Raw genomic sequence first — 21,575 nt, 5'->3', positions numbered from 1 at the left:
TGTAAATCTGGCGACGGTTACTCCCCCACATCATCTACGTTTAAGGTAAAACCTGCTGCCAGTAAAAAACAGCCGCTCGCTAAGGCCAGAGCATAAATACTGCTGCCAGCGAATACAGTACTCATAACAAGCCCTAAAATACTGGCCGCCAGTATTTGCGGAATGACAATAAAGAAATTAAAAATTCCCATATAAACGCCCATCTTATGGCCGGGCAAGGCGCAGGAAAGCATGGCGTAGGGCATAGAGAGAATTGACGCCCAGGCAATACCAACACCCAGCATAGAAGCCAGTAACCAGTTGGGGTCGCGCACAATTAAAAAAGAAAGAAAACCCAAGGCACCACAGGCGAGATTAATACTGTGAGTTATTTTACGCCCCAGTTTGCGTGCCATAAGTGGAATAATAAAAGCGGCCAGCATGGCGTAGCCATTGTAGGAGCCTTGCAGTACCCCGGCCCAATCTGCGCCCTGGTTGAACAATTCGCCTGAAGTGTCTGTGGCGCCAAAGTGATGACTGGAAACCGCAGGGGTTAAATAGATCCACATAGTGAATAAGGCAAACCACGAGAAAAACTGCACAACTGCCAGTTGCACCATAGTGCGAGGCATATGGAATAGGTCGTGTGTTATTTGATATACCCCGTGCTCAGTGCGCCGATTGTTTTGCAACCAGCCGGCGGCTAGCTGTAACATCGCAAAACCGCCGCAGCTGCCCGCTAGAATATACAGTTCGCCCTGCAGGGCAAAACCGGTAATAGCCGCAGCGCCTAGTACGCTTAGCAGCAGCCAAACTAGGCCGCTTTTATGGTAGAAGCTGGCGGGCTTAAGGGTGGCCGTTTCCTTGGTGTCGACTTGCCCTTCAGCGCTGTTGAACTTCGCCAATTGTTCAGGCGAGTATTCGCGGGTGGTTAGTATGGTCCAGCCGACGGCCAGTAGTAAGACAACTCCGCCCAGGCTAAACGACCAGATAACCGAATCGGGTACAACGCCCACAGCGGCCGTATTACTGACACTCCAAACGTTGGTCATAAGCCAGGGCAGGCTAGCCGCAACCACCGAGCCTACGCCAATAAAAAACCCCTGCATCACAAATCCCAGGGTACGCTGTTTTTGCGGCAGCATATCGCCCACAAACGCGCGGAAGGGCTCCATGGAAATATTAATGGAGGCGTCCATAATCCACAGCATACCCGCGGCAATCCACAGGGTGGGGGAGTGCGGCATAAACAACAGGGACGCCGTAGTGAGCAGTGCGCCAATTAAAAAGTAGGGACGGCGGCGCCCCAAACGGTTCCAGGTTTTATCGCTGAAATAACCAATAATGGGTTGTACCAGCAGTCCGGTTAAAGGCGCGGCGACCCAAAGAATGGGTAGCTCATCAATCGAAGCTCCCAGAGTTTGAAAAATACGGCTGACATTGGCGTTTTGCAGGGCAAAGCCAAACTGAATGCCAATAAAGCCAAAGCACATGTTCCAGATTTGCCAAAAACTGAGCTCTGGCCGGGTGTTCGCGGTGGTTGTCATAGCGTTTCTCGTTATTTTATTGCACGGCCGGCCGCAACTCGTGGGTTGGGCCGGCTATTGTCACCGTAAAGCGTTAGGGGTTTTGATAGCGCTCGCCTACCGGTGGATAGTAGTCCCACACTTGACCGTCGCTGAGTGAGCGCAGCAGTTTAATGTATTCGGCATGGGTCCAGGCCAGGGGTGTGGCGGAATTAGTACCCTGGCCCATCTCGTAGCCATAAACTTGGTTACTGCCTACGCCGTCCCAGACTTGTTCGGGCAGCATAAGCCCTTCATTGGCAAAAAATTCCATGCTGGCGACATACTGATCTTTTAGCGTTTGTATTTTACCGTCACCCTGCTGGTTGTTGTGTGCCAGTTCATAATGAGCGCGCTCGCCGGTTAAAAAAGGCCATACCCGGCCGCGTTGATCGCTGTGATTTTGGCCGTTTTCGCCGTAGCCTGCGCCGTTGCCGGTGCGCTCGCCGTAGCCATCCCCTCCGTAGCGGCGCCAGCCAACATAAGTGTGTTCGCCGGCGGGGAAGTCGTACTTCACTTGCAAAAACTCGGGCAGGTCGGTGTTATCCACTTCATTTAATGATTCGCGGATGGGACCAAAACTGGCGGAGTGTACGCCGTATCGCACGAGCTCTAAAAACCCCGGATCGACGATATCGCTCTCGTTGAGCGCAATTTGCCCATTGCGTTCGGTTAAAAGGCTCTGGTCGTTAGGGTCTTCGTTGCTGTTGATGCGCAGGTAATACTGGCCGTCGGGAGGCAAGGTGCCCCGGGTGGTAAACGCGCGGGCTTCGAGTGCAGCGCGATACTCGTCAGCCTTGGCTAAAAACAGCTCAGCTTCGTTACTGTTGCCAAATGCCTGGGCAAATTCGGCGGCGGTGACTAACCCGGCAATGGTGGCTGCGGTGGTTGAAGGCGAGTGCCCGGCTTGCTCTTCCCACCTTTCTTGTTGGGTAAACGGTGGGGTAATGGTGGTGGTATTCCAGCCTAGGGCAATGTCGCCACCGTGGCTAAGAAACTGCGCCGCTGGTTTTAACATCTGGTTGTACCAGTGCTTGGCTTCGGCGTCGGACAATACATCCGCTTGCCAGAGCTTCCAGCCCAGCATAATGGGCATGGCCGTTTGGTCTAACTGAACGGCGTACCACTCGAGTGTGCCATCGACATGGGTTTTCTGCAAAAACCAGCCGGGGGCACCAGTGTAGCCGGGGGTATTGGAGCCGGCTTGAACTTGACTGAGATATTCAAACGCGACTTTGGGTGTTTGGGTGTCACCTAGCGCTAAAAAAGCCATAGCAACTTGGTAGAAGTCGCGCGGCCACACGGCTTTATAACCAGTAGAGGGCTCGGTAGCGGCAACCACATCGCCCCAGGGGTTCGATAAAGAGGCAATCAGCGCCCCAGCGTGGGTTTTATCTTCCTGAGCTTTTAATACCAGCGCGCTGGCATAGGCGAGTTCGCCGCCGTCGGTAGCGCTTTCGGCAAGCCGATCCAGTGGTTGTAGGCTGGCGATATAGTCTTGCCAGCCAATGTAATCACCCTCGCCATTATAGTGAGCGAGCACCTCGTCAAAGCCGCGGACTAATGTGTTTTGGGCGCTGGCCGCAGCGGTTTTGGGTGAGTCGCCAAAACCATAGGCAAAATCCCATACAATAGTTTCGCCATCCGGAGCTTTCAGGCTCTGGCTGATACTGACGTTGCCCGGTGTACTGCCGGTGTCGGTAAAGTGCCAGTCCTGCTGGCCATTTAGCATGTCGGTTGGCAGGTCGGACTCACCCACAAAACCAACAGCAAGTTTGGCGTTTTGGGGGCCGACTAGGGCCATGGCGGAGTCGCCCTCTTGCGCGTAGGCAATTTGATCGGCTACCCAGGCGCGATCACCGGTGCCGGTATTGGCGATATGAGGGTTGGTGACCAGATGGGCCTGAATGTTAGGTTCGTGTGCGGTAAAGCGTACGCGTTGTAATAGGGTGTTGTGGGAAGGGTCTGTGACCAGAAACTTTTCTATGGTGTAGCGCCCTTCTACATCTCGGTTGATGATTTTATAGGCCAGTGATAGGGGGCGGTCTTGACTGTCGGTGTGCAGATACTGAATGTCGCTCAGAGTATCTTCCGATTCTAGGTCGGTAAAGTTATCGCCGGTGATAACAAATTGTGAGTCCCTGATTTGGGCTTCATGAATCAGCCCTGCTATGGTTTCTGTCAGTACGCCCTGCGCAACGGAAAACCACACCCGAGATACTGCACCCGTTGCGGCCTTATCGCTGTAAGCGCCCTGGTGATACTGCTCGTAACTGGTGCCAATACCGGTTTTGCCCGAGTAGGCCCAGGTGGGGCTAGCGCCAGGTGCGCCGTGGGCAGTTGTTTGTCCGGCTGCTGAAGGCTTAGGGTCGGGACCCTGACAGGCTACCAACGAGCAGGCGCCGAGCAGAGCCAGTGTTGTTGTCATTGCGCGATGTAACATCATTATTATCTCTTATTCATAGGGGATAGCTTCACACAATAATAGACGTTATCGCGGCTCTCAATAAATTACATACGTATTCAATGACTTTGCAGGGCTGCATACGTATGCAGTGTGTTGCGTGCAAAAGTCGTAGTGAACTAATCTTTATTGCAAGGTAGGTAACAACTGACAATAACAAAGCGCAGGCACACCGGTGAGTGGATCTGGCAGAGGATTTTTTATGCAACAGCAACCCTGGTGGCGAGGCGCCATAATCTATCAGGTGTATCCACGCTCTTTGATGGACGCTAATGGCGACGGCGTGGGTGATCTTCCGGGTATTATTAATCGATTGGACTATATCGCATCGCTCGGGGTGGATGCCATTTGGGTCTCCCCCTTTTTTCGCTCGCCGATGAAAGACTTCGGGTACGACATCAGTGATTATCGCGATGTAGACCCATTGTTTGGAACCCTAAATGATATAGATGAGCTTATTCAACAAGCTCACGCGCGCGGCCTTAAAGTGATGATTGATCAGGTGTTGAGTCATACCTCCGATCAGCACGCGTGGTTTCAGCAAAGCCGGGAAAGCCGCGATAACGAAAAATCGGACTGGTATGTCTGGGCGGACCCTAGCGAAGACGGTACCCCCCCTAATAATTGGCTGGCCATTTTTGGTGGCAGCGCTTGGGAGTGGGAGCCGCGTCGCGGGCAATATTATTTACATAATTTTCTCAAATCACAGCCGGATTTGAATTACCACTGCATCGAAGTGCAAGCGCAAATGCTTGACGAAGTCGAGTTTTGGTTGCAGCGCGGTGTCGATGGCTTCCGGCTGGATGCTATTAATTTTTGTTTTCACGATAAAAGCCTCCGCTCGAATCCGGCCAAGCCTGTTGATGAGCGAGAGGGGCGTGGTTTTAGTGAAGATAACCCCTACGCTTTCCAGCGCCATATTTACGATAAAACGCAACCGGAAAACCTGCAGTTTTTGCAAAAGCTGCGCGCGTTGTTTGATCGCTACGATCAAATTGTTAGCTTGGGCGAAATCTCTTCTGAAAATTCGCTGCAAACCATGGCTGACTACAGCCGCGGCAACGACAAGCTGCACATGACTTACAGCTTCGAGTTGCTAACCGACGATTTTTCTCCGCAGTATATTCGCGATACGGTTTCGACTCTGGAGTCCAAGCTGGCTGAAGGTTGGCCGTGTTGGGCGGTGGGCAACCACGATGTGGCACGTGTTGTGTCGCGTTGGGGGGGCGCTAAAGCCGGTGATGCCTTGGCCAAAATGGTTAACGCAATGTTGTTTTCTCTGCGCGGAAGTGTCTGCTCCTACCAAGGTGAAGAGCTGGGTTTGCCCGAAGTCTCCCTCACACTTGAACAGCTGCAGGATCCGTATGGCATCACCTTTTGGCCGCGCTTTAAGGGCCGGGATGGCTGCCGCACACCTATGCCTTGGGATGATACTGAGCACGGCGGTTTTTCTAGTGTTGAGCCCTGGTTGCCGGTAGTAGAAGAGCACCGCAGGCGCAATGTTGCTCGGCAAATTAAAAATCAGAGCTCTGTGTTAAACGCGTATCAGCGTTTTACCCAATGGCGTAAGGAGCAAAATTCACTTCGCTATGGCGATATTGAATTTGTTGATCTGAATAAGAATGTTCTGAGCTTTTATCGAACCTTTGCTGGCGAGCGAGTCCTTTGCTGTTTTAATTTTAGTGAAGAATCTTGCGAAGTGACCTTACCAGATGATTCTAATCAGGCGCTAACAGGGCACGGGTTTGATTTTAAATTGACAGGCAATAAGCTTATGTTGCCAGAATTTGGGGCAAGTTTTCTGCAATGCTAGCCGATTAAACATCGAGCGGCTGTCGAGTGCAACGCCGGCAGCCGCTTATTGAAAATCCCTGCAATCAACTTCAATAAATCTTCCTGCCAATCGGCCTCATTCTTTCTTCAAAATCTTCAAGTTGTCACTTTTTAGTACACTGTGGGAAAGGCTTATGGGCGTCATATGGCCGATCAAAAAGCCGCAAAAATGCCGTGTGGTCTGACTGACAAATGAATACGTATGTAATCACGCCACTGTTAGCTATTGAATACGTATGCAGTGTATTGTTCGGGGGTGGGTGTCCAACTAGTATTAAACAACAGAGACTACTGAGCCACACACTTTATATTGACAGTAGAAATCTCCTACACAGAACAATAAATTAGATCTCCCGGCGAGAGGACACCAAAATGATAAAACGTAAGTTCAACCCCACCCTGGCACTTCTGCCCATGCTGACGATGGCCGCAGGCTCGGCCAATGTCTATGCTCAGGGCGATGAGATGCTCGAAGAAGTTGTGGTACAGGGCTTTCGCTCCGTAATTCAGCAATCCCAGGCTATTAAGCGCGAATCGACCTCGGTAACCGAAGCGTTGACGGCTGAGGATATCGGTAAACTACCCGATACCAGTATTGCCGAGTCACTGGCCCGCTTGCCCGGCTTGGCCGGTGAGCGTCGCGACGGACGCACCAGCGGCTTGTCGGTACGTGGTTTTAATGAGAACTATGTAGGCACCACACTCAATGGCCGTGAACTGTTGGGTATGGGCGATAATCGCGGTGTGGAGTACGACCTTTACCCTGCAGAGATCATTAATCAGGTGGTTGTGTATAAAACACCGGAAGCCAGCTTAATGACCCAAGGTGTGGGTGGTACGGTGGATATGCGTACGATCCGTCCGCTGGATAACGACCGCATCGTCGCATTTAATGCTAACTTCGAGCAAAACGGTAAAGAATCAGCCAACCCGGATTTTGACGATAGCGGCCATCGACTGGCATTCACTTACTCCGACTCTTTTGCCGATGAAACTCTAGGTGTTTCTGTTTCTCTGGCTTCTATGGAATCACCCAGCCAGGAAGAGTATTTTCGCGGTTGGGGTTATGCCAATGTAAACCCGGATGCAGCGGTAGAAAATGGTATTACCCTGACCGGTGATGAAGTCATTTTGGGCGGTCACGACTCGTTTGTGCGCTCGGGGCTTATGGAGCGTGAGTCGATTGCTGGTGTTGTCCAGTACGAGCCGAGTGAGCGTTTGAGTATCACCGTAGACGCGCTCTATATCGACTTTCGTGAAGACAAAGTATTTCGCGGGCTGGAAGAGGGTGGTGCCGAGTGGGGTACGGGCGATTACACGGTTACAGGTTTGGATAATGGCCTGGTTACCACGGGTTATTACGACGGTTTTCACAGCGTAATTCGCAATGACGCCGAGCGCAAAGATGCCGAGTTAACCACCGTGGGGGCCAATGTTGAGTTTGCGATTACTGATGATTGGAGCCTGGCGTTCGATGCTTCTATCGGTGAAGTCAGTAAAACCATTACCAATATTGAAAGTTATTCAGGTGTGGGGCGTGCCCAGTCGGCGACTCAGGGAGCCTTGACCCCACGCGCCTGGACCATGACCGATACCGGCGTTATGTACAGTGCCCACCCGAGCCTGTCAGCGCCAGATTTGTCTGACCCCGACCAAGTTCGCCTTGCCGGGCCTCAGGCGTGGGGCGGTTCATTGGCGCCGGTGCAAGACTTTCAAGCCAGCGATGGCCAGCCATTGAACTATGTCAGCGCTCAGGATGGTTTTGTTAATAACCCCGATTTTGATGAGTCTCTGGACAGCTTTCGCTTAACGCTAAATGGTGAAGTTGATTGGGGTGTGGTGAGTGGTCTGGAAGTGGGTATTAATTACTCCGACCGGTCAAAAACCAAAATCAACCAGGGTGCATTTCTGACGGCTCCGACCTGGCCAAGCGATGGTCCAATTCCAGAAGAGTATTACGTGGGCAGTGCCAATCTGGATTTTATTGGCTTAGGTAATATGGTGGCCTACGATGCTATTAGCCTATACAACAGCGGCTATTACACCGAAACGGCGGCTGAGGAGTTAGAGACCGGTCGTGAGGGTGATACTTATACGGTCGATGAAGAAATTACCACCGTTTACGCAATGGCCGATTTGTACGCTGAACTTGGCTCCGTAGAAATGACCGGTAATATCGGTGTGCAGTATGTTGATACCGAACAGATGTCCTCCGGTTTCAGTTCTTTTACCGGGCCAGACTTGTATGTATTGGCGACACCGGTCAGCGGTGGCGACAGTTATGATAAAGTTCTGCCCAGTATGAATCTGAACTTCCGCTTAGCAGAAGATCATACCCTGCGCTTCGCCGCGGCAAAAACCATTAGCCGTCCGCGTATGGATGATATGCGTCCTAATACAACGGTCACGTTCTCATTTAACGATGCACAGATTCTGGAGACTTCCGATATCAATAACAGCCCCTGGAGCGGTAGTTCGGGCAACCCCGAATTGCGCCCTTTAGAGGCAAATCAATATGACCTTTCTTACGAGTGGTACTTCGCCGCCGATGGTATGTTCGGCGCCGCTGTATTTTACAAAGATTTGGTGAACTGGCACCGAGAAGGCGAGACCGTATCTGATTTTACGCCTTACTATATTCCCGGCTATCACCAAAGTGCCAACACTGGAGAAGGGCCTGCTTTATTTGAAGGCATCGTAACCAATCGAGAAGATGGTTTAACCGGTGAAGTGAGCGGTGTTGAACTACAAGCGAGTCTGCCTTTTCATTTGTTTAGTGAAACGCTGGATGGTTTTGGTCTGCTCGCCAGCGCCACTTACAATGACGGTGAGTTAGATGATGGTGGCGACGTACCGGGATTGTCGGAAGAAATTTTCCAGTTGACAGCTTATTATGAGCGCGGTGGTTTCGAGTTCCGTGTCAGCGGTCGCAAACGTTCGGAATACCTCACTGAGACGCGCGGCCAGAGCCTATCCTTGGTGGATACTCGCAGTCAGGGTTCGGAGTTGTGGGATGCACAAATCGGCTACAACTTCAGTGAGTCTGGTATTGAGTCACTGCAAGGTTTAACTGTGACTTTGCAGGCGCAAAACCTGACCGACGAAGATACCGTGCAGTTCAATGAAGGTGACTCTCGTCAGATTACGCAGTATCAGAGCTTTGGCGCTAATTACCTGTTAGGTTTGAACTATAAGTTCTAAGCAACTCTATGAATTTTTACTATGCTTAGATGTACTTAAAAGGATGCTCGAAAGAGCATCCTTTTTTGTTTGTGACGGATAATAATGAATGGCCGATAGAGCCAGCAGCGCCCGGAAATTTAATAGTTTTTTGGGGTACTATTTATAAGTGGAGTGTCGGAGTGCAGAAAACGGTAGAAAAAGTGGTCATTGTTGGCGGTGGCACCGCCGGTTGGATGAGCGCCGCGTTACTTAAAAAAGTCCTTGGCTCTGTAGTAGATATTACCCTAATCGAGTCAGATCAAATTGCAACGGTGGGGGTGGGTGAGGCGACGATTCCACCCATTCAGCATGTTAACAGCGTGCTCGGTTTGGATGAGGCTGAGTTTTTACGCGAAACCAAAGCCACACTAAAACTGGCAATACAATTCGAAAATTGGCATCGCCAAGGGCAAAGCTACTTTCACACTTTTGGTGCCGCCGGTCAAAGCAGTGCGTTTTGTCAGTTCCATCATTACTGGTGTCGAGCGAGTCAATGGTCTGATACGAAAAGTTTGTGGCATTACGATTTAAATTACCTGGCGGCCAGTGCCGGTAAGTTTTCCAAGTTGCAAACCGAAGATGCGCGGCTGGACATGCCTTACGCTTATCATTTTGATGCATCACTGTACGGCCAGTACTTGCGCAAAATCAGTGAGGGCTTAGGGGTGGTGCGCCAAGAAGGCCTGGTGCGTGATGTGTTGCTAAACCCGGACTCCGGCGCGGTAGAGCAACTATTACTCGACAGTGGTCAAAAAATTGCGGCGGACCTCTATATCGACGCCAGTGGCTTTCGAGCCTTATTGTTGCAAAAGGCGTTAGGGGTGGGTTTTGATGACTGGAGTCATTGGCTGCCCTGCGACACGGCAGTGTCTGTTCCCTCGGAGCGGTTTGAGCAAACCTTGCCCTACACCCGTTCCATAGCGCGCGAGGCGGGTTGGCAGTGGCGTATACCTTTGCAGCACCGCAACGGTAATGGACTGGTTTATTGCTCACGTTTTATGAGCGATGATCAGGCAACACAGACCTTGCTAAACAATCTGGAGTCAACCGCACTGGCCGAGCCAAGAATTAATCGTTTTCGCACGGGCAGGGCGCGGCAGCAGTGGCAAAAGAATGTGATTGGCGTCGGTTTGGCGAGCGGTTTTCTGGAGCCATTGGAGTCAACCAGTATTCACTTAATTCAATCGGCAATCGTGCGCTTGTTGCGCTATTTTCCTCACCAGGGGATTCAGTCCGATGTGGTAGCTCGGTTTAATAAAGAGTCGAAGCGAGAGTACGAGCAGGTACGGGACTTCCTTATTTTACATTACACGCAGAATAACCGCAGTGATTGTGATTTTTGGCGGCAAATGCAAAGCTTGCCGTTACCTGATGCATTGCAGCAGAAAATCCAGGCGTTTACTGCTCAAGGTGTATTGATTCGCGACGATCAGGATTTATTTGCCGAGTCCTCTTGGCTGCAGGTTATGCTGGGGCAAGGGTTAGTGCCGCGAGATTATCACCCTCTTGCCGAACGGCTCGATAAAACCCAGTTACAAGCGTTTTTTCAGCAGACGCATCAGCTTAAATCGGCGGCGGTTAAGAAGATGCTGGCTCACGATGAGTTTATTGATCGCTATACCCGGCAGTGAATACGTATACAGTGCTTTCATCGTCAATGAATACGTATGTAGTCTCTTGAGAGAGGTGGGTATACGTATTAATCTGATAATGTTCTCTCAAGCAATAACCTGGATATGGGCATAGTTCGGGTTAGATGGAAGTATTGAGTTAACGTGCTTTTATACATGACGCTTTTCATTACGATTGGGCGCGGCTTTGGCTGCGCTTTTTTTTTGATTTCAATCCAGATATTTTAACCGCGCCCCACTGGACGCGGTGATAATGATTATGAAATAGACTAGAGCCGGATAATACAATTACTCACAGGGTGTATATGTTTTAGGATTATCATTCCAGTTCGGATTTAGCCAGTCCGGGCCCAGTCGTGGGGATTTTACTTTGTCGCTCCAAACCAGCGGTGCAGTCATCAACGATAAATCGGCGCCAGCGCCGTCAAGTTGTTCATAAACCATATCGCCAGTACCAAATGCATCGCAACCGGTTAATGTTTTTTTGGAGTTTTCTGTAATCCCGTTTTTCAACGCTGGTGAGACTCGTCCATCGGTTATATTGCCTTTAATGCTAGTAAAACTTGGGGCGTATTCCGCTTTGTCGGTCCCGTGTTCGTTGCCGTACTCTGACTCTGGATTGAAGTCAGCACTGATGGCGAGCCCTTTTACCCAATTCGCATCCGAAGGCTGTACATCCATCTGGAATACAAGGTTGTCGACAAAGGTAATCTGCTTGGGCGGGCGCGTCATGCTGAGCTTCCCGCGGTCATACCACGTTGATAGCATCACCGGTTGCGCAGAGCGGATAACGGTGTTGTTTTTTATCACCGGTCGCTCGCTGAGTTGGTAGCCATTAATATTGGCTTCGTCGTCCTTTTTTGAGTAAGCGGCAGGCAAGCCAAGAGCGGGGCGGTACGGGGAAGATTTGCCGCCGCCGGCAACGCTGTCCATGTAGTTGTTAATAGCTTGGTTGTCGTCTCCAATCATACGTATACCGGCGGTACCTTCTTCACCCGCCTGGAAGAACCAGTTATAGGCGACAGTATTTTTATCTCCGTGTCGTAGGGTCAGGCCTGCGGATGTGTTTCGGATGGTGTTGTGACGGAAGGTGTTGTCAGAGGATTTGTTGGAAATAACTTCCGGTTCACCTTTAATCGCGGCATCATAAAAAAGATTGTTTTCAACCAGTACTTTAGCAACCACATGCTGCATTTTGGATTCGCCAATTAGCAAAGCCTCACCACCGTTGCCGATGGTTTTTCCTGCATTGCGAGAGGCAAAGTAATTGCGGGTAATTAGGTGCGAGACGGGAAGTTCTTCGTTATTGGCGTGTTTTAGCTGGACTTGCAGTACACGGCTGTCGGATTTTTTGGCGCCAAAATAGTTATATCGAATGACATTATTGTAACCATAAATTTCAATCCACTTGTATTCATTTTGAGCCCCTTCTGGGGTTTCGTTGTCGATTCTTACCCGCTGCAACACGCACGCTTTACACATGTCTTTCGATTCACCACTACTAGAGCCTGCTCTGCGGTTGGCAATGATGGGGCGTATTTTGTTTTTATAGGTGGAGTAGTTAACATCTTGAAAATCAAATCCGTCTACCACAATATAATATCCCCAGTAGCGAATCCAAGAAGCACCGGTTAAAACAACTTTGCCAGGGGTCTGCGCTCTTAAAATGATTGGCTTAGATTGCTCACCTCGACCCTGTACGTTGATTTTTAAATCGTGATAGGTTCCGTCGGGAATAATCACGATGTCACCAGCGTCTAGGCCTTTATGGGTCCAAGTTTCTTCACCGGAACCTTCGTAAACAATAGATTTGGAAGATGCTAACGGGCTAAAACACAAAGCCAGTACAAGGGCGGCGAGTGTGTTTGTTGTTATTCGTATCATAAAAACTCCACTTCAGGTTTGAGAAATTGGACAATAGGGCATTTTTAATGCTTGTGTGATTGCACCTCAGTAGAGGCGGGTCTGGATGTTTTGTTATTAAAACGATGGCTAATAATTTTATGTTCTGTCAGCTTAATATTTAACAATTGGGTCGAAGTTATATGCGTAAGTGACAAGTGCCTTGTTGGTTATGAGGGGCTATTGTGGCCTGAGCTACTTATACTTTCGCGACCAGTAAGTCCGGTGTTAGCGCTTCAATCACCGGCGGATTATAAAACCACGCAGAGCTTAGTATAACTGGAACTTCCCAGGCATCCTAGAGGGAACGTTTATACGCCCGGTAGGCCCTATCAGACCGCTTATTTATGAAAGCTTATTGAAACCACATAGTTTATTGGGCATTAGAAGTAGTGGATAAAAAAATTGATAATTCCTAACAACCAATAACTCTTATAGATAATGAAATCAGACTTCAAAAAATTACCGGGAAAGAACCGTAGATTGATTCGCTCGGCGTCGATGAAGGTGTGGTGTGAATCATGCGGGCGTAATAATTTTTCTGCGCATGATAGTTAAGGTTTAAACACGAAAAATTTATTGTTGATCGTAAAATTTAATATCTCATTGCGCTTGTATTCTGCGGTTAGTCAGAAGAGTCTTTGTTTTTCTTTTGCGCTCTGGGGTGAGCGTTGTCGTATACTTTGGCCAAATGTTGGAAGTCGAGGTGGGTGTATATTTGCGTGGTTGATATATTGGCATGGCCCAGTAGTTCTTGTACCAATCGCAAGTCTGAGCTGGACTCCAGCATATGACTGGCAAAGGTGTGGCGCAGCATGTGTGGGTGCACCGGTTGCGTCATGCCTTGTTTCAGGCTTATTTGGTGCAGCCGTTGTTGCACATTGCGTTGACTAATACGTTTGCCTCGGCTGGAGATAAACAGTGCGGTTTCGGCCTCGTCGGTGTGCTGAGCTCGCACGGGTAGATACGCCGCGAGCGCGGTCAGGGCCTTACTGCCGACAGGTAAACTGCGTTCTTTATTGCCTTTGCCCGTTACGCGAACACTGCCATCGATGCGATCTATGTCGGTCAAGTTAATGCCCACCAACTCGGATAAACGTAATCCCGAGGAGTAGAACAATTCCACCAGCGCTCGGTCGCGCAGGCTAATAAAATCGGTGCCGTTTATTTCGACAAATTGCGTGGCTTGATCGACATCTAAGGTTTTGGGCAATTTCCGGCTGACCTTGGGGGTTTGTAGGCCATCGGCGGGATTGTTGCTCAGCCAACCGCGCCCAATGCCAAAGCGGAAAAAGCTGCGTAACCCACTGAGCCAGCGCTGTAACGATTTTGCACTGAGCCCATGGCGGTGCAGTTCGGTGAGATTTAACCGTATGTCATGCGTAGTGAGTTGATTCACCGAGGTTATGCTTCGCTCGGCGGCAAAGTGCTGTAATTTAATCAGGTCACGCCGATAGGCCTCAAGGGTTCGGTCGGATAATTGCCGCTCGGTTTGCAAATAGGTATAGAACGCATTCAGCTCTTGTTGAAAAGGCAGTGCGCTCATGGAAATGTCTCTTTTATGATGGCAGGTGAGGGGGAATAAGCCGGTTGAGCACTTCGGCAATATAGGCCAAAAAGAGAGTGCCCATACTGGAGCGGTAATATTTAGGGTCGCGATTGCCGATGGCAAGCAAGCCGAATGTATTGCCGTGCACCAGAGGAACGGTGGCGGCCGAGCCTATCTCGCTGGCGGCGTCGCCAAAAATATACTGCTTGTGAGCATCGTCCAGGTGGCCGCAAAACGAGCGATTGCTTTTGAGCAGGGCGCCAATGTTTTCGCGTGCATCGAAGATGCTAACCACGCGAGCTTCGGAACCGGCAATTTTATCGACATCGCCAAACAATATGGTTCGGGTGAACTGAATATTAAATTCTTTGTTAAAGCTGTAGTGCAAAGCGTCGATGATATCGCCCAAGTCGCGTGCTTCGAGCAGAGAAAGAATCAATAACTTGGTTTTGTCGAACAAGCGATCGTTGTCGCGCGCATTGTCCAGCAATTGACTTAGCCGGTGGCGCATGTCCATATTGCGATCGCGCAATACGGAAACCTGCCGCTCGACCAAAGAAACGGCGGTGCCACTGTCATGGGGCAGTTGCAGTTCGGTTAGCAAGCCTGGGTGTTCGACAAAAAACTCTGGATTGTCGGCCAAAAATTGGGCGACATCGGTGGCTTTGATTCTCTGCGGCGTATCGGCTTCGTTCATCAGAGCTTTACCTGTCCGTGAAATACATTGGTTGCCGGGCCGGTCATGATAACCGGTTGGCCGATGCCTGCCCACTGGATGTCGAGGTCTCCGCCAGGAAGGTGAACAGTGACTTGGTTATCCAACAAGCCGCGCACAATACCCGACACCACTGCCGCGCAGGCGCCGGTACCGCAGGCTAGAGTTTCGCCCACCCCACGCTCAAAGACGCGCAAACGTACCTCGGTGCGGCTGCACACTTGCATAAAGCCGGCGTTAACCCGCTGGGGAAAGCGTGGGTGTGACTCGACCTGTGGCCCCTGCTCGGCCACGGGCGCGCTATCGATATTGTCCACGAGGGTAACCGCATGGGGGTTGCCCATAGAGATCGCACCAATGGTGAGTACCTGACCATTACCTAAATCCAGCGGGTAGTCGGCGGCTTCGTTTTCGGCTTGAAAAGGGATATCGGTCGGGGCCAGAATGGGTACACCCATGTCGACACTGATTTGTTCGTCTTCTTGAACTTTTAGCAGCATTTGACCCGCCGCGGTTTGTACACGGATGTCACGTTTGCCGGTCAGGCGCCGGTCGCGTACAAAGCGTGCGAAGCAACGCGCGCCATTGCCGCAGTTCTCCACTTCGCTGCCGTCGGCATTGAAGATGCGGTAGCAAAAATCCACCTCGGGGCTGGTGGGTATTTCCACCAACAGAACCTGATCGCAACCCACACCCAAATGGCGATCGGCCAAATGGCGCACTTTTTCTGGGGTGAGTTTCACTTTCTGGCTAATACCGTCGATGACCACAAAGTCATTGCCGAGGCCATGCATTTTGGTAAAGCGCAGTCGCATAGTGGTGTCCGAATCTCTTATCTTTGATTGGGGTGCCGCTCGGGCAGCCCGAATTCGGCGCAACATGTTGAATGCGCCGATGTGTTAAGGCGATAGTATCGCAGTGTGCACACTATTGCTCAATAACGTGTTCGCCACGAATCATATCGACGAAGCTTTCGCGCTCGCGAATAACGTGCACTTGGTCACCATCGACCAGCAGCTCGCAAGCGCGGGCGCGGGTATTGTAGTTAGAGCTCATGGTAAACCCGTAGGCGCCGGCGGACATAACCGCAAGGTTGTCGCCCTCTTCCAGTACCAGGTCGCGATCTTTGCCCAAAAAGTCGCCAGTTTCGCACACAGGGCCTACCAAATCCCAGGTTAAAGCGTGACCGGTACGGCGCTTGAGAGGGCGAATATCTTGCCAGGCCTGATACAGCGCGGGACGGATATTGTCGTTCATAGCGGCATCAATAATGGCGAAGTTGTGCGCCTCGGTGGGCTTGAGAAACAGTACTTTAGTTAGGAGGACACCTGCGTTGGCGGCAATGGAGCGACCGGGCTCGAACATTAAGGCCAGGTTGCGGTCGCCAATTTTGTCTTTAAGGGCGTCCATATAGTCGCCAACGGCCGGAGGCTGTTCATCTTTATAGGTCACACCCAAGCCGCCTCCTAAGTCTAGGTGACGAATATTGATACCCTGCTCGGCCAGGCTGTCAATCAGCACCAGCAGGCGAGCTAGGGCGTCCAAAAATGGCGGCAGCTCTGTCAATTGCGAGCCAATGTGACAGTCGACACCGTGGACTTCAATGCCCGGCAGTTCGGTCGCACGACGGTACACCTCGGGGGCGCGCTCAATATCAATGCCAAACTTATTTTCTTTTAGTCCGGTGGAGATATACGGATGGGTGCCGGCATCGACATCGGGGTTTACGCGCAGAGAAATACGTGCGGTAAGGCCTTCGGCTTCTGCCACGCGGCTGAGCAGCTCCAACTCTGGTTCCGACTCGACATTAAAGCAATAAATACCCACCTTGAGGGCATTTCTCATCTCTTGGGCGGTTTTGCCCACACCGGAAAAGACAATACGTTTGGGATCGCCACCGGCGGTAAGAACACGCTCTAGCTCCCCACCTGAGACAATATCAAAACCTGCCCCCAAGCGAGCCAGCAAATTAAGCAGGGCAATATTGGAGTTGGCCTTTACGGCGTAGCAGATCATGCCTGGGTGTTGGCCCAGTGCTTGGGCGTATGCCAAATAGTGTTGGGTGAACGCGGCACGGCTGTATACATACGCCGGGGTGCCATATTGTTCGGCAATATCGTTTAGACGTACATCTTCCACATACAGCTCACCGCTGCACTCGGTAAAAAAGGACATAAATTTCTCTCATGGACTAATCGTCGGCTGGCGTTTGCTCAGGCGCTTTATCATCTGTGGGCAGGTATAGGGGACCTTGTTGACCACAACCTGTGCCTAAGCAAAGTAGTGCTGTGGCGCATAAAAGCCTTAGATAAGTCATATTGGGTCGCTAATAGTTGGCAAACAAAGGAGCTAGTATAACCTGCCGGTTCCGGTGGGAACAATTGCACCGCTCAGCCCTCGGTTTCAGGCTCTTTCAGCCTTTGTTTTGCAAACTCTACCAAGGAATTTGCCGACTTTTACACGTCACTAGCGGGCAATGGTGTGCCAGGCCCCTAAACTTGGCCCCATTGCTGTGGCGCTATTCTTGCTATACCTCTTTATTCTATCGCTCTAATGAGTGTTGAATAACAGCAAATAGGATTGAGCCGATGTTGGGAGTTAACCGTTTTTTTTCTTGGTTGGGCAGCCGCGAGCTGACGGTTTTGCTTGTGGTGTTTGCACTGCTGGGTTCCGTTTGGGTATTTGCCGAAATTGCCGATGAAGTAACCGAGGGCGACACCCACGATATCGATCGCAGTGTGTTGCTTATGATGCGCACCGCGGGCGATGTTAGCGACCCGGTTGGACCCGGTTGGGTCGAAGAGATGGGGCGTGATATTACTGCGCTGGGTGGCAATGTGGTGCTCACGCTCGTGACATTAATGGTGATGGGGTATTTAGTGTTGTGCCAACGCAGGCGCTTGGCTTTAGTCGTGCTGGTAGCATCATTGGGTTCGCTTGGAGTGAACACCCTGTTGAAAGATTCCTACCAGCGCGATCGGCCAGATTTAGTTCCCCACGGTGCGGCGGTCTATACCGCGAGCTTCCCCAGCGGTCATTCTATGGTCGCGGCGGCTACTTATCTGACACTGGGCGCGCTATTAGCCCGGGCCGAAAGACGGCGCCGGCTAAAGGCGTTCTATTTACTGGCGGCCTTGTTTATTACGTTTATCGTTGGTGTGAGTCGTCTTTATTTGGGGGTGCATTGGCCCACAGATGTGTTGGCGGGTTGGACGGCGGGGGCCGGCTGGGCCTTGCTCTGTTGGTTGTTGGCCAATTGGTTACAGCGCCGAGGGCAGATTGAGCCGGAGCTGGACAGTCCTGCGGTATTGGGCCCGGATAACACTCGTTCGTGAGCGTTAAAGGCATTACAAAACATGACATGTATTTTTACATTAGGACGTACTATGAAGGCTGAGGCTGCTACATTGAGCAAACTTTCACCCATCGGTATGTTGGCTCGTATGGGCTACGGCGCTCGTGCACTGGTGTACTTAACAGTGGGATCATTGGCGCTACTAACAGCCACTGGATTTGGTGGCGAAACCACCAATAGTCGCGGTGCTGTTCGTACTTTAGCCGAGCAACCTTTTGGTTATATTCTATTAGTGGTGCTTGTGCTGGGATTGGTGGGATACGTTACTTGGCGGGCAACACAGGCATTGCTCGATACTGATAACCACGGCACCTCGGTAAAGGGCTTGGGTGTGCGAATGGGTTTGCTGATAAGCGCCGCTATACACTCAGCACTTGCTCTGTTTACCGCTAAGCTATTATTGTCAGATAGCGGTAGTGATGGCGGTCAACCCACGTGGTTGTCGAGCGAGTGGGGTTTGTGGTGTTTGGCGGGCGTTGGTGTGGGCATGGCCGTGGCTGGGGTAGCCCATATGGTGAAAGGTTGGCGTGCTGGCTATCAAAAGTTCATGCAATTACCCCCATCTCAGGTGGTTTGGATGCAGCCGCTGTGCCGCTTTGGTTTGGTCGCGCGTGGACTGGTATTGGTATTAATGGGTGCAATACTAGTGCGCTCCGCTCTAGTGGCTCATAGCTCAGAGGTTAAAGGTATTGCCGACGCGCTCAATACGCTGCGCGATAGTGCTTATGGCGCATGGCTGTTAGGGGTTGTTGCGACGGGATTAATCGCGTTTGGTTGTTATAGCTTGCTGGAAATGATATTTCGTCGCATCAATTATTAATGTGTAAAAGGAATCGATAACACCCATGCCAAAACAGCCGATAGAGCGCGCCCTGTTAATTGTGAATCCTAAGGCCCGTCAGTGCGCAGAGGCGGAATTGGATGCTGGCATTGCGCGGCTTGAGCAAGCCGGTATAAAGATTGAACAGTACCAGTCTGCCGGTCCGGAGGAGAGTCGCCAGGCGGTGCTGGAGCGAAAAGCCGCATTGGATTTGGTCATTGTTGGCGGCGGTGATGGCACCATCAGTTCAATGGCAGGGGTGCTAAGTGAATGCCAGCTACCATTAGCGGTGTTGCCCTTGGGCACAGCCAATGACCTTGCGCGTTCTCTGGGTTTAACGGGCGAGCTGGATAACGCTTTTGCGGCTATTGAGGCCGGGCATCGTCAGTTTATTGATTTGGGGGTGGTGAACGGGCATTACTATTTTAATGTCGCACACTTGGGACTGGGAGTTAAGGTTACCGAAGAGTTAACCGACGAGGTCAAAAAGCATTGGGGCGTTTTTAGTTATTTAAAAGCCTTGTTCGCAGCTTTGGCCCGAGTGAAACAGTTTAAAGTAGAGTTGAAAGCTGACGGCCAATGGATGAAATTGCGCTCTATACAGCTTGCGGTGGGTAATGGGCGGTACTACGGTGGCGGCAATGTGGTGGATGAGCAGTGTCGGATCAATGATGGGCAATTATCGTTGTACAGTATTCGGCCGCAATCGTTGTGGGAGTTACTGGCTTTGGCGCCGTTGTTACGCGATGGTAAGCAGCGTCAGGCTGACCGTGTGACACTGTTGCGAGCGAAAACGATAGAGTTAATCACACGGCCTAAAGAAATGGAAATACACGCTGACGGTGAGTGTGTTGCCAAAACGCCCGCTAACTTTACGCTGCAAAGGAACGCTTTAGACGTGGTAATTGATGCTGACAATTGGATTGGAGAGACTAATGACACTGTTGAGAAGTGATAGGCAGGTCGCCCTGCAACAATTGCATATAGCTTTACTGGAAAACGCTGACCACTATCGGGACGCGGCTGTTTTTGTCTCAGATATCAGCGCTGAATCGTGCTTTGAACAACTGGCGGCTGAGCGAGAAAGCCTGGCGCGCGATTTCGCCGCTGAAATTCGTTCGACCGAAGATTTACCGTCGGTGCCAGACCCCGAACGAGAAGAGGGCGAGCAGTTCATCAACCATTTGTCGGGCTTGTTTGCCGCCGATGAGACGGGAAAGGTCGTGGCTCAACGCCTGCAGGCAGAACAACAGTTAGCGCAAATGATCTCCGAACAGGAGCAGTGGTTAGAGGCTCAAGATGAGCCGCTGCTACGCCGTTGTCAGCAGCTGGTGAATGACAGTATTGAGCGTTTAAGGGCGTTGTAAGCAATTAGCCGTAGTGCGACCTTAAATAAGATCGCTAACGCTTAGCCTACATCCACCATGCGGTTGCGCCCCTGTTGTTTGGCCATATAAAGGCGGCGATCTACCGATTGGAGAAATTCTTTGATGGTGTCTGTGTGCTCCGGCAGCGTAGTGTCTATACCCATGCTGACGGTAACGATGTGACTGGCGTCGGAACCCTGATGGGGAATTTGCTCTTTAAAGATTAAGCTACGGCAGCGGTCTGCGACCTTGCGGGCCGATTCGATATCGGTTTCGGGCAAGACTAAAATAAATTCTTCACCACCGTAACGCGCAAAAAAATCCCGCGGGCGAGTAGCGCTTTGACTGAGAACTTTGGCGACTTTTTTCAGACAATCGTCACCCTGAATATGACCGTAAATATCGTTGTATTGTTTAAAGAAATCGATATCAAACAAAATGACAGACAGGGGTTGATTGTTGCGCCGAGCATTGGTCCACTCTACTTCAATGATAGAGTCGAACATACGGCGATTAGCGACATTTGTCAGACCGTCTTTAAACGATAGATCCTCCAATTCTTTTTGCAGGTCAAAGAGCTTATCTTCAATCTTTTTGCGTTCGCTGATATCAAACATAAAGCCCACGAGTGATTCAACGTCACCGTTTTCGTCGCGAATAACGTGCACGACATCGCGAATCCATACGTAATCACCCTTTTTGGTCAGGGCGCGGTAATCGGCTTCGTGATCGGCTCCGGCCTTGGATTGTGATACGCAGTAGTCGACAGCCCAGTCGCGATCTTCCGGATGCATACGTTCAGCCCAGTCTTCAACGGATTTCCAGCTGTCTTGCGTCCAGCCCAACAACGTCTCAATTTGTGGGCCAATATAGCTAAACTTGAGTGTTTTCCAGTCAATTTGCCAAGGGATAGCTTGCGTGGATTCCAGCAGTGTTCGGTAAAACTGGGCATTGAGTGGAGGGTTTAGCGTGTTGATTCCATTCGAATCCGACATAGATTGTAAACCTTGTGAGTGTTTGCTCGATATAACTTGATGGGTTGCCGAGAGCGAGTCTAGTCATACAGTATAAGTGACCGTATTTAAAATATCAGGTTGTCATAATGAGATCGACTGGTATGTGTTATTCAGTGTCAGGGAAGGCATAATAGTTTTATCAGGCAATGTACAGTCT

General features: G+C 50.8%; 15 protein-coding genes. 7 read left to right on the top strand and 8 right to left on the bottom strand.

Annotated features, from left to right (window positions below):
• Positions 1-17 precede the first annotated feature (17 nt).
• A complete protein-coding gene (locus Q4563_RS14255) occupies positions 18-1,526 on the bottom strand; it encodes an MFS transporter (protein ID WP_303604922.1) in 1,509 nt (502 codons plus the stop codon).
• A gap of 73 nt (positions 1,527-1,599) precedes the next feature.
• Positions 1,600-3,990: a glycoside hydrolase family 15 protein gene (locus Q4563_RS14250; protein ID WP_303604921.1), complete on the bottom strand. Its 2,391-nt coding sequence runs from the start codon at positions 3,988-3,990 to the stop codon at positions 1,600-1,602.
• A gap of 220 nt (positions 3,991-4,210) precedes the next feature.
• Between Q4563_RS14250 and Q4563_RS14245 the strand changes: the two genes are divergently transcribed.
• The 3 genes from Q4563_RS14245 to Q4563_RS14235 all read left to right on the top strand — a co-directional run bounded on the left by Q4563_RS14245 (position 4,211) and on the right by Q4563_RS14235 (position 10,694).
• A complete protein-coding gene (locus Q4563_RS14245; protein ID WP_303604920.1) occupies positions 4,211-5,821 on the top strand; it encodes an alpha-glucosidase family protein in 1,611 nt (536 codons plus the stop codon).
• 392 nt (positions 5,822-6,213) lie between these two features.
• A complete protein-coding gene (locus Q4563_RS14240) occupies positions 6,214-9,042 on the top strand; it encodes a TonB-dependent receptor (protein WP_303604919.1) in 2,829 nt (942 codons plus the stop codon).
• A gap of 161 nt (positions 9,043-9,203) precedes the next feature.
• Positions 9,204-10,694 (top strand): tryptophan halogenase family protein, encoded by a 1,491-nt coding sequence (locus tag Q4563_RS14235; RefSeq protein WP_215975931.1) that lies wholly within the window; start codon positions 9,204-9,206, stop codon positions 10,692-10,694.
• 288 nt (positions 10,695-10,982) lie between these two features.
• Here Q4563_RS14235 and Q4563_RS14230 read toward each other — a convergent pair whose 3' ends face one another.
• The 5 genes from Q4563_RS14230 to lysA all read right to left on the bottom strand — a co-directional run bounded on the left by Q4563_RS14230 (position 10,983) and on the right by lysA (position 17,035).
• On the bottom strand, positions 10,983-12,578 hold the full coding sequence (locus tag Q4563_RS14230; RefSeq protein WP_215975932.1) for a polysaccharide lyase 6 family protein: 1,596 nt from the start codon (positions 12,576-12,578) through the stop codon (positions 10,983-10,985).
• 643 nt (positions 12,579-13,221) lie between these two features.
• The gene (xerC, locus tag Q4563_RS14225; RefSeq protein ID WP_215975933.1) at positions 13,222-14,142 is read right to left on the bottom strand and encodes a tyrosine recombinase XerC; all 921 of its coding nucleotides are present in this window, start codon (positions 14,140-14,142) and stop codon (positions 13,222-13,224) included.
• 13 nt (positions 14,143-14,155) lie between these two features.
• Positions 14,156-14,842, bottom strand: a complete 687-nt coding sequence (locus Q4563_RS14220) for a DUF484 family protein (RefSeq protein ID WP_303604918.1) — start codon at positions 14,840-14,842, stop codon at positions 14,156-14,158.
• Entirely contained in the window at positions 14,842-15,675 is an 834-nt protein-coding gene (gene dapF / locus Q4563_RS14215; protein ID WP_215975935.1) for a diaminopimelate epimerase, read from the bottom strand. Before dapF ends, Q4563_RS14220 begins: the two co-directional genes overlap by 1 nt.
• 112 nt (positions 15,676-15,787) lie before the next feature.
• Positions 15,788-17,035: a diaminopimelate decarboxylase gene (lysA, locus tag Q4563_RS14210; RefSeq protein ID WP_303604917.1), complete on the bottom strand. Its 1,248-nt coding sequence runs from the start codon at positions 17,033-17,035 to the stop codon at positions 15,788-15,790.
• A 413-nt stretch (positions 17,036-17,448) separates the two neighbouring features.
• Between lysA and Q4563_RS14200 the strand changes: the two genes are divergently transcribed.
• The 4 genes from Q4563_RS14200 to Q4563_RS14185 are packed head-to-tail and all read left to right on the top strand — an operon-like array spanning position 17,449 to position 20,402.
• Positions 17,449-18,195, top strand: coding sequence for a phosphatase PAP2 family protein (locus tag Q4563_RS14200; protein ID WP_303604916.1), 747 nt, complete (start codon positions 17,449-17,451; stop codon positions 18,193-18,195).
• Positions 18,196-18,246: 51 nt separating this feature from the next.
• Positions 18,247-19,035 (top strand): DUF1206 domain-containing protein, encoded by a 789-nt coding sequence (locus Q4563_RS14195; protein WP_303604915.1) that lies wholly within the window; start codon positions 18,247-18,249, stop codon positions 19,033-19,035.
• A 25-nt stretch (positions 19,036-19,060) separates the two neighbouring features.
• Positions 19,061-19,990: a lipid kinase gene (locus tag Q4563_RS14190; RefSeq protein WP_303604914.1), complete on the top strand. Its 930-nt coding sequence runs from the start codon at positions 19,061-19,063 to the stop codon at positions 19,988-19,990.
• Positions 19,971-20,402: a hypothetical protein gene (locus Q4563_RS14185; RefSeq protein WP_303604913.1), complete on the top strand. Its 432-nt coding sequence runs from the start codon at positions 19,971-19,973 to the stop codon at positions 20,400-20,402. Before Q4563_RS14190 ends, Q4563_RS14185 begins: the two co-directional genes overlap by 20 nt.
• A 41-nt stretch (positions 20,403-20,443) precedes the next feature.
• Here Q4563_RS14185 and Q4563_RS14180 read toward each other — a convergent pair whose 3' ends face one another.
• Positions 20,444-21,397: a GGDEF domain-containing protein gene (locus tag Q4563_RS14180; RefSeq protein ID WP_303604912.1), complete on the bottom strand. Its 954-nt coding sequence runs from the start codon at positions 21,395-21,397 to the stop codon at positions 20,444-20,446.
• Between the last annotated feature and the right edge of the window lie 178 nt (positions 21,398-21,575).

It is taken from the genome of Gilvimarinus sp. 1_MG-2023 (assembly GCF_030548285.1).
Note: the sequence above shows the minus strand (reverse complement) of the source record. Positions and strands in the feature narration are given on the sequence as shown.

Bases quoted from the DNA above. Each gene is read 5' to 3' on its own strand.
- Q4563_RS14255 (WP_303604922.1), bottom strand. From the start codon at position 1,526: ATGACAACCACCGCGAACACCCGGCCAGAGCTCAGTTTTTGGCAAATC.
- Q4563_RS14250 (WP_303604921.1), bottom strand. From the start codon at position 3,990: ATGATGTTACATCGCGCAATGACAACAACACTGGCTCTGCTCGGCGCC.
- Q4563_RS14245 (WP_303604920.1), top strand. From the start codon at position 4,211: ATGCAACAGCAACCCTGGTGGCGAGGCGCCATAATCTATCAGGTGTAT.
- Q4563_RS14240 (WP_303604919.1), top strand. From the start codon at position 6,214: ATGATAAAACGTAAGTTCAACCCCACCCTGGCACTTCTGCCCATGCTG.
- Q4563_RS14230 (WP_215975932.1), bottom strand. From the start codon at position 12,578: ATGATACGAATAACAACAAACACACTCGCCGCCCTTGTACTGGCTTTG.
- xerC (WP_215975933.1), bottom strand. From the start codon at position 14,142: ATGAGCGCACTGCCTTTTCAACAAGAGCTGAATGCGTTCTATACCTAT.
- Q4563_RS14220 (WP_303604918.1), bottom strand. From the start codon at position 14,842: ATGAACGAAGCCGATACGCCGCAGAGAATCAAAGCCACCGATGTCGCC.
- dapF (WP_215975935.1), bottom strand. From the start codon at position 15,675: ATGCGACTGCGCTTTACCAAAATGCATGGCCTCGGCAATGACTTTGTG.
- lysA (WP_303604917.1), bottom strand. From the start codon at position 17,035: ATGTCCTTTTTTACCGAGTGCAGCGGTGAGCTGTATGTGGAAGATGTA.
- Q4563_RS14200 (WP_303604916.1), top strand. From the start codon at position 17,449: ATGTTGGGAGTTAACCGTTTTTTTTCTTGGTTGGGCAGCCGCGAGCTG.
- Q4563_RS14195 (WP_303604915.1), top strand. From the start codon at position 18,247: ATGAAGGCTGAGGCTGCTACATTGAGCAAACTTTCACCCATCGGTATG.
- Q4563_RS14190 (WP_303604914.1), top strand. From the start codon at position 19,061: ATGCCAAAACAGCCGATAGAGCGCGCCCTGTTAATTGTGAATCCTAAG.
- Q4563_RS14185 (WP_303604913.1), top strand. From the start codon at position 19,971: ATGACACTGTTGAGAAGTGATAGGCAGGTCGCCCTGCAACAATTGCAT.
- Q4563_RS14180 (WP_303604912.1), bottom strand. From the start codon at position 21,397: ATGTCGGATTCGAATGGAATCAACACGCTAAACCCTCCACTCAATGCC.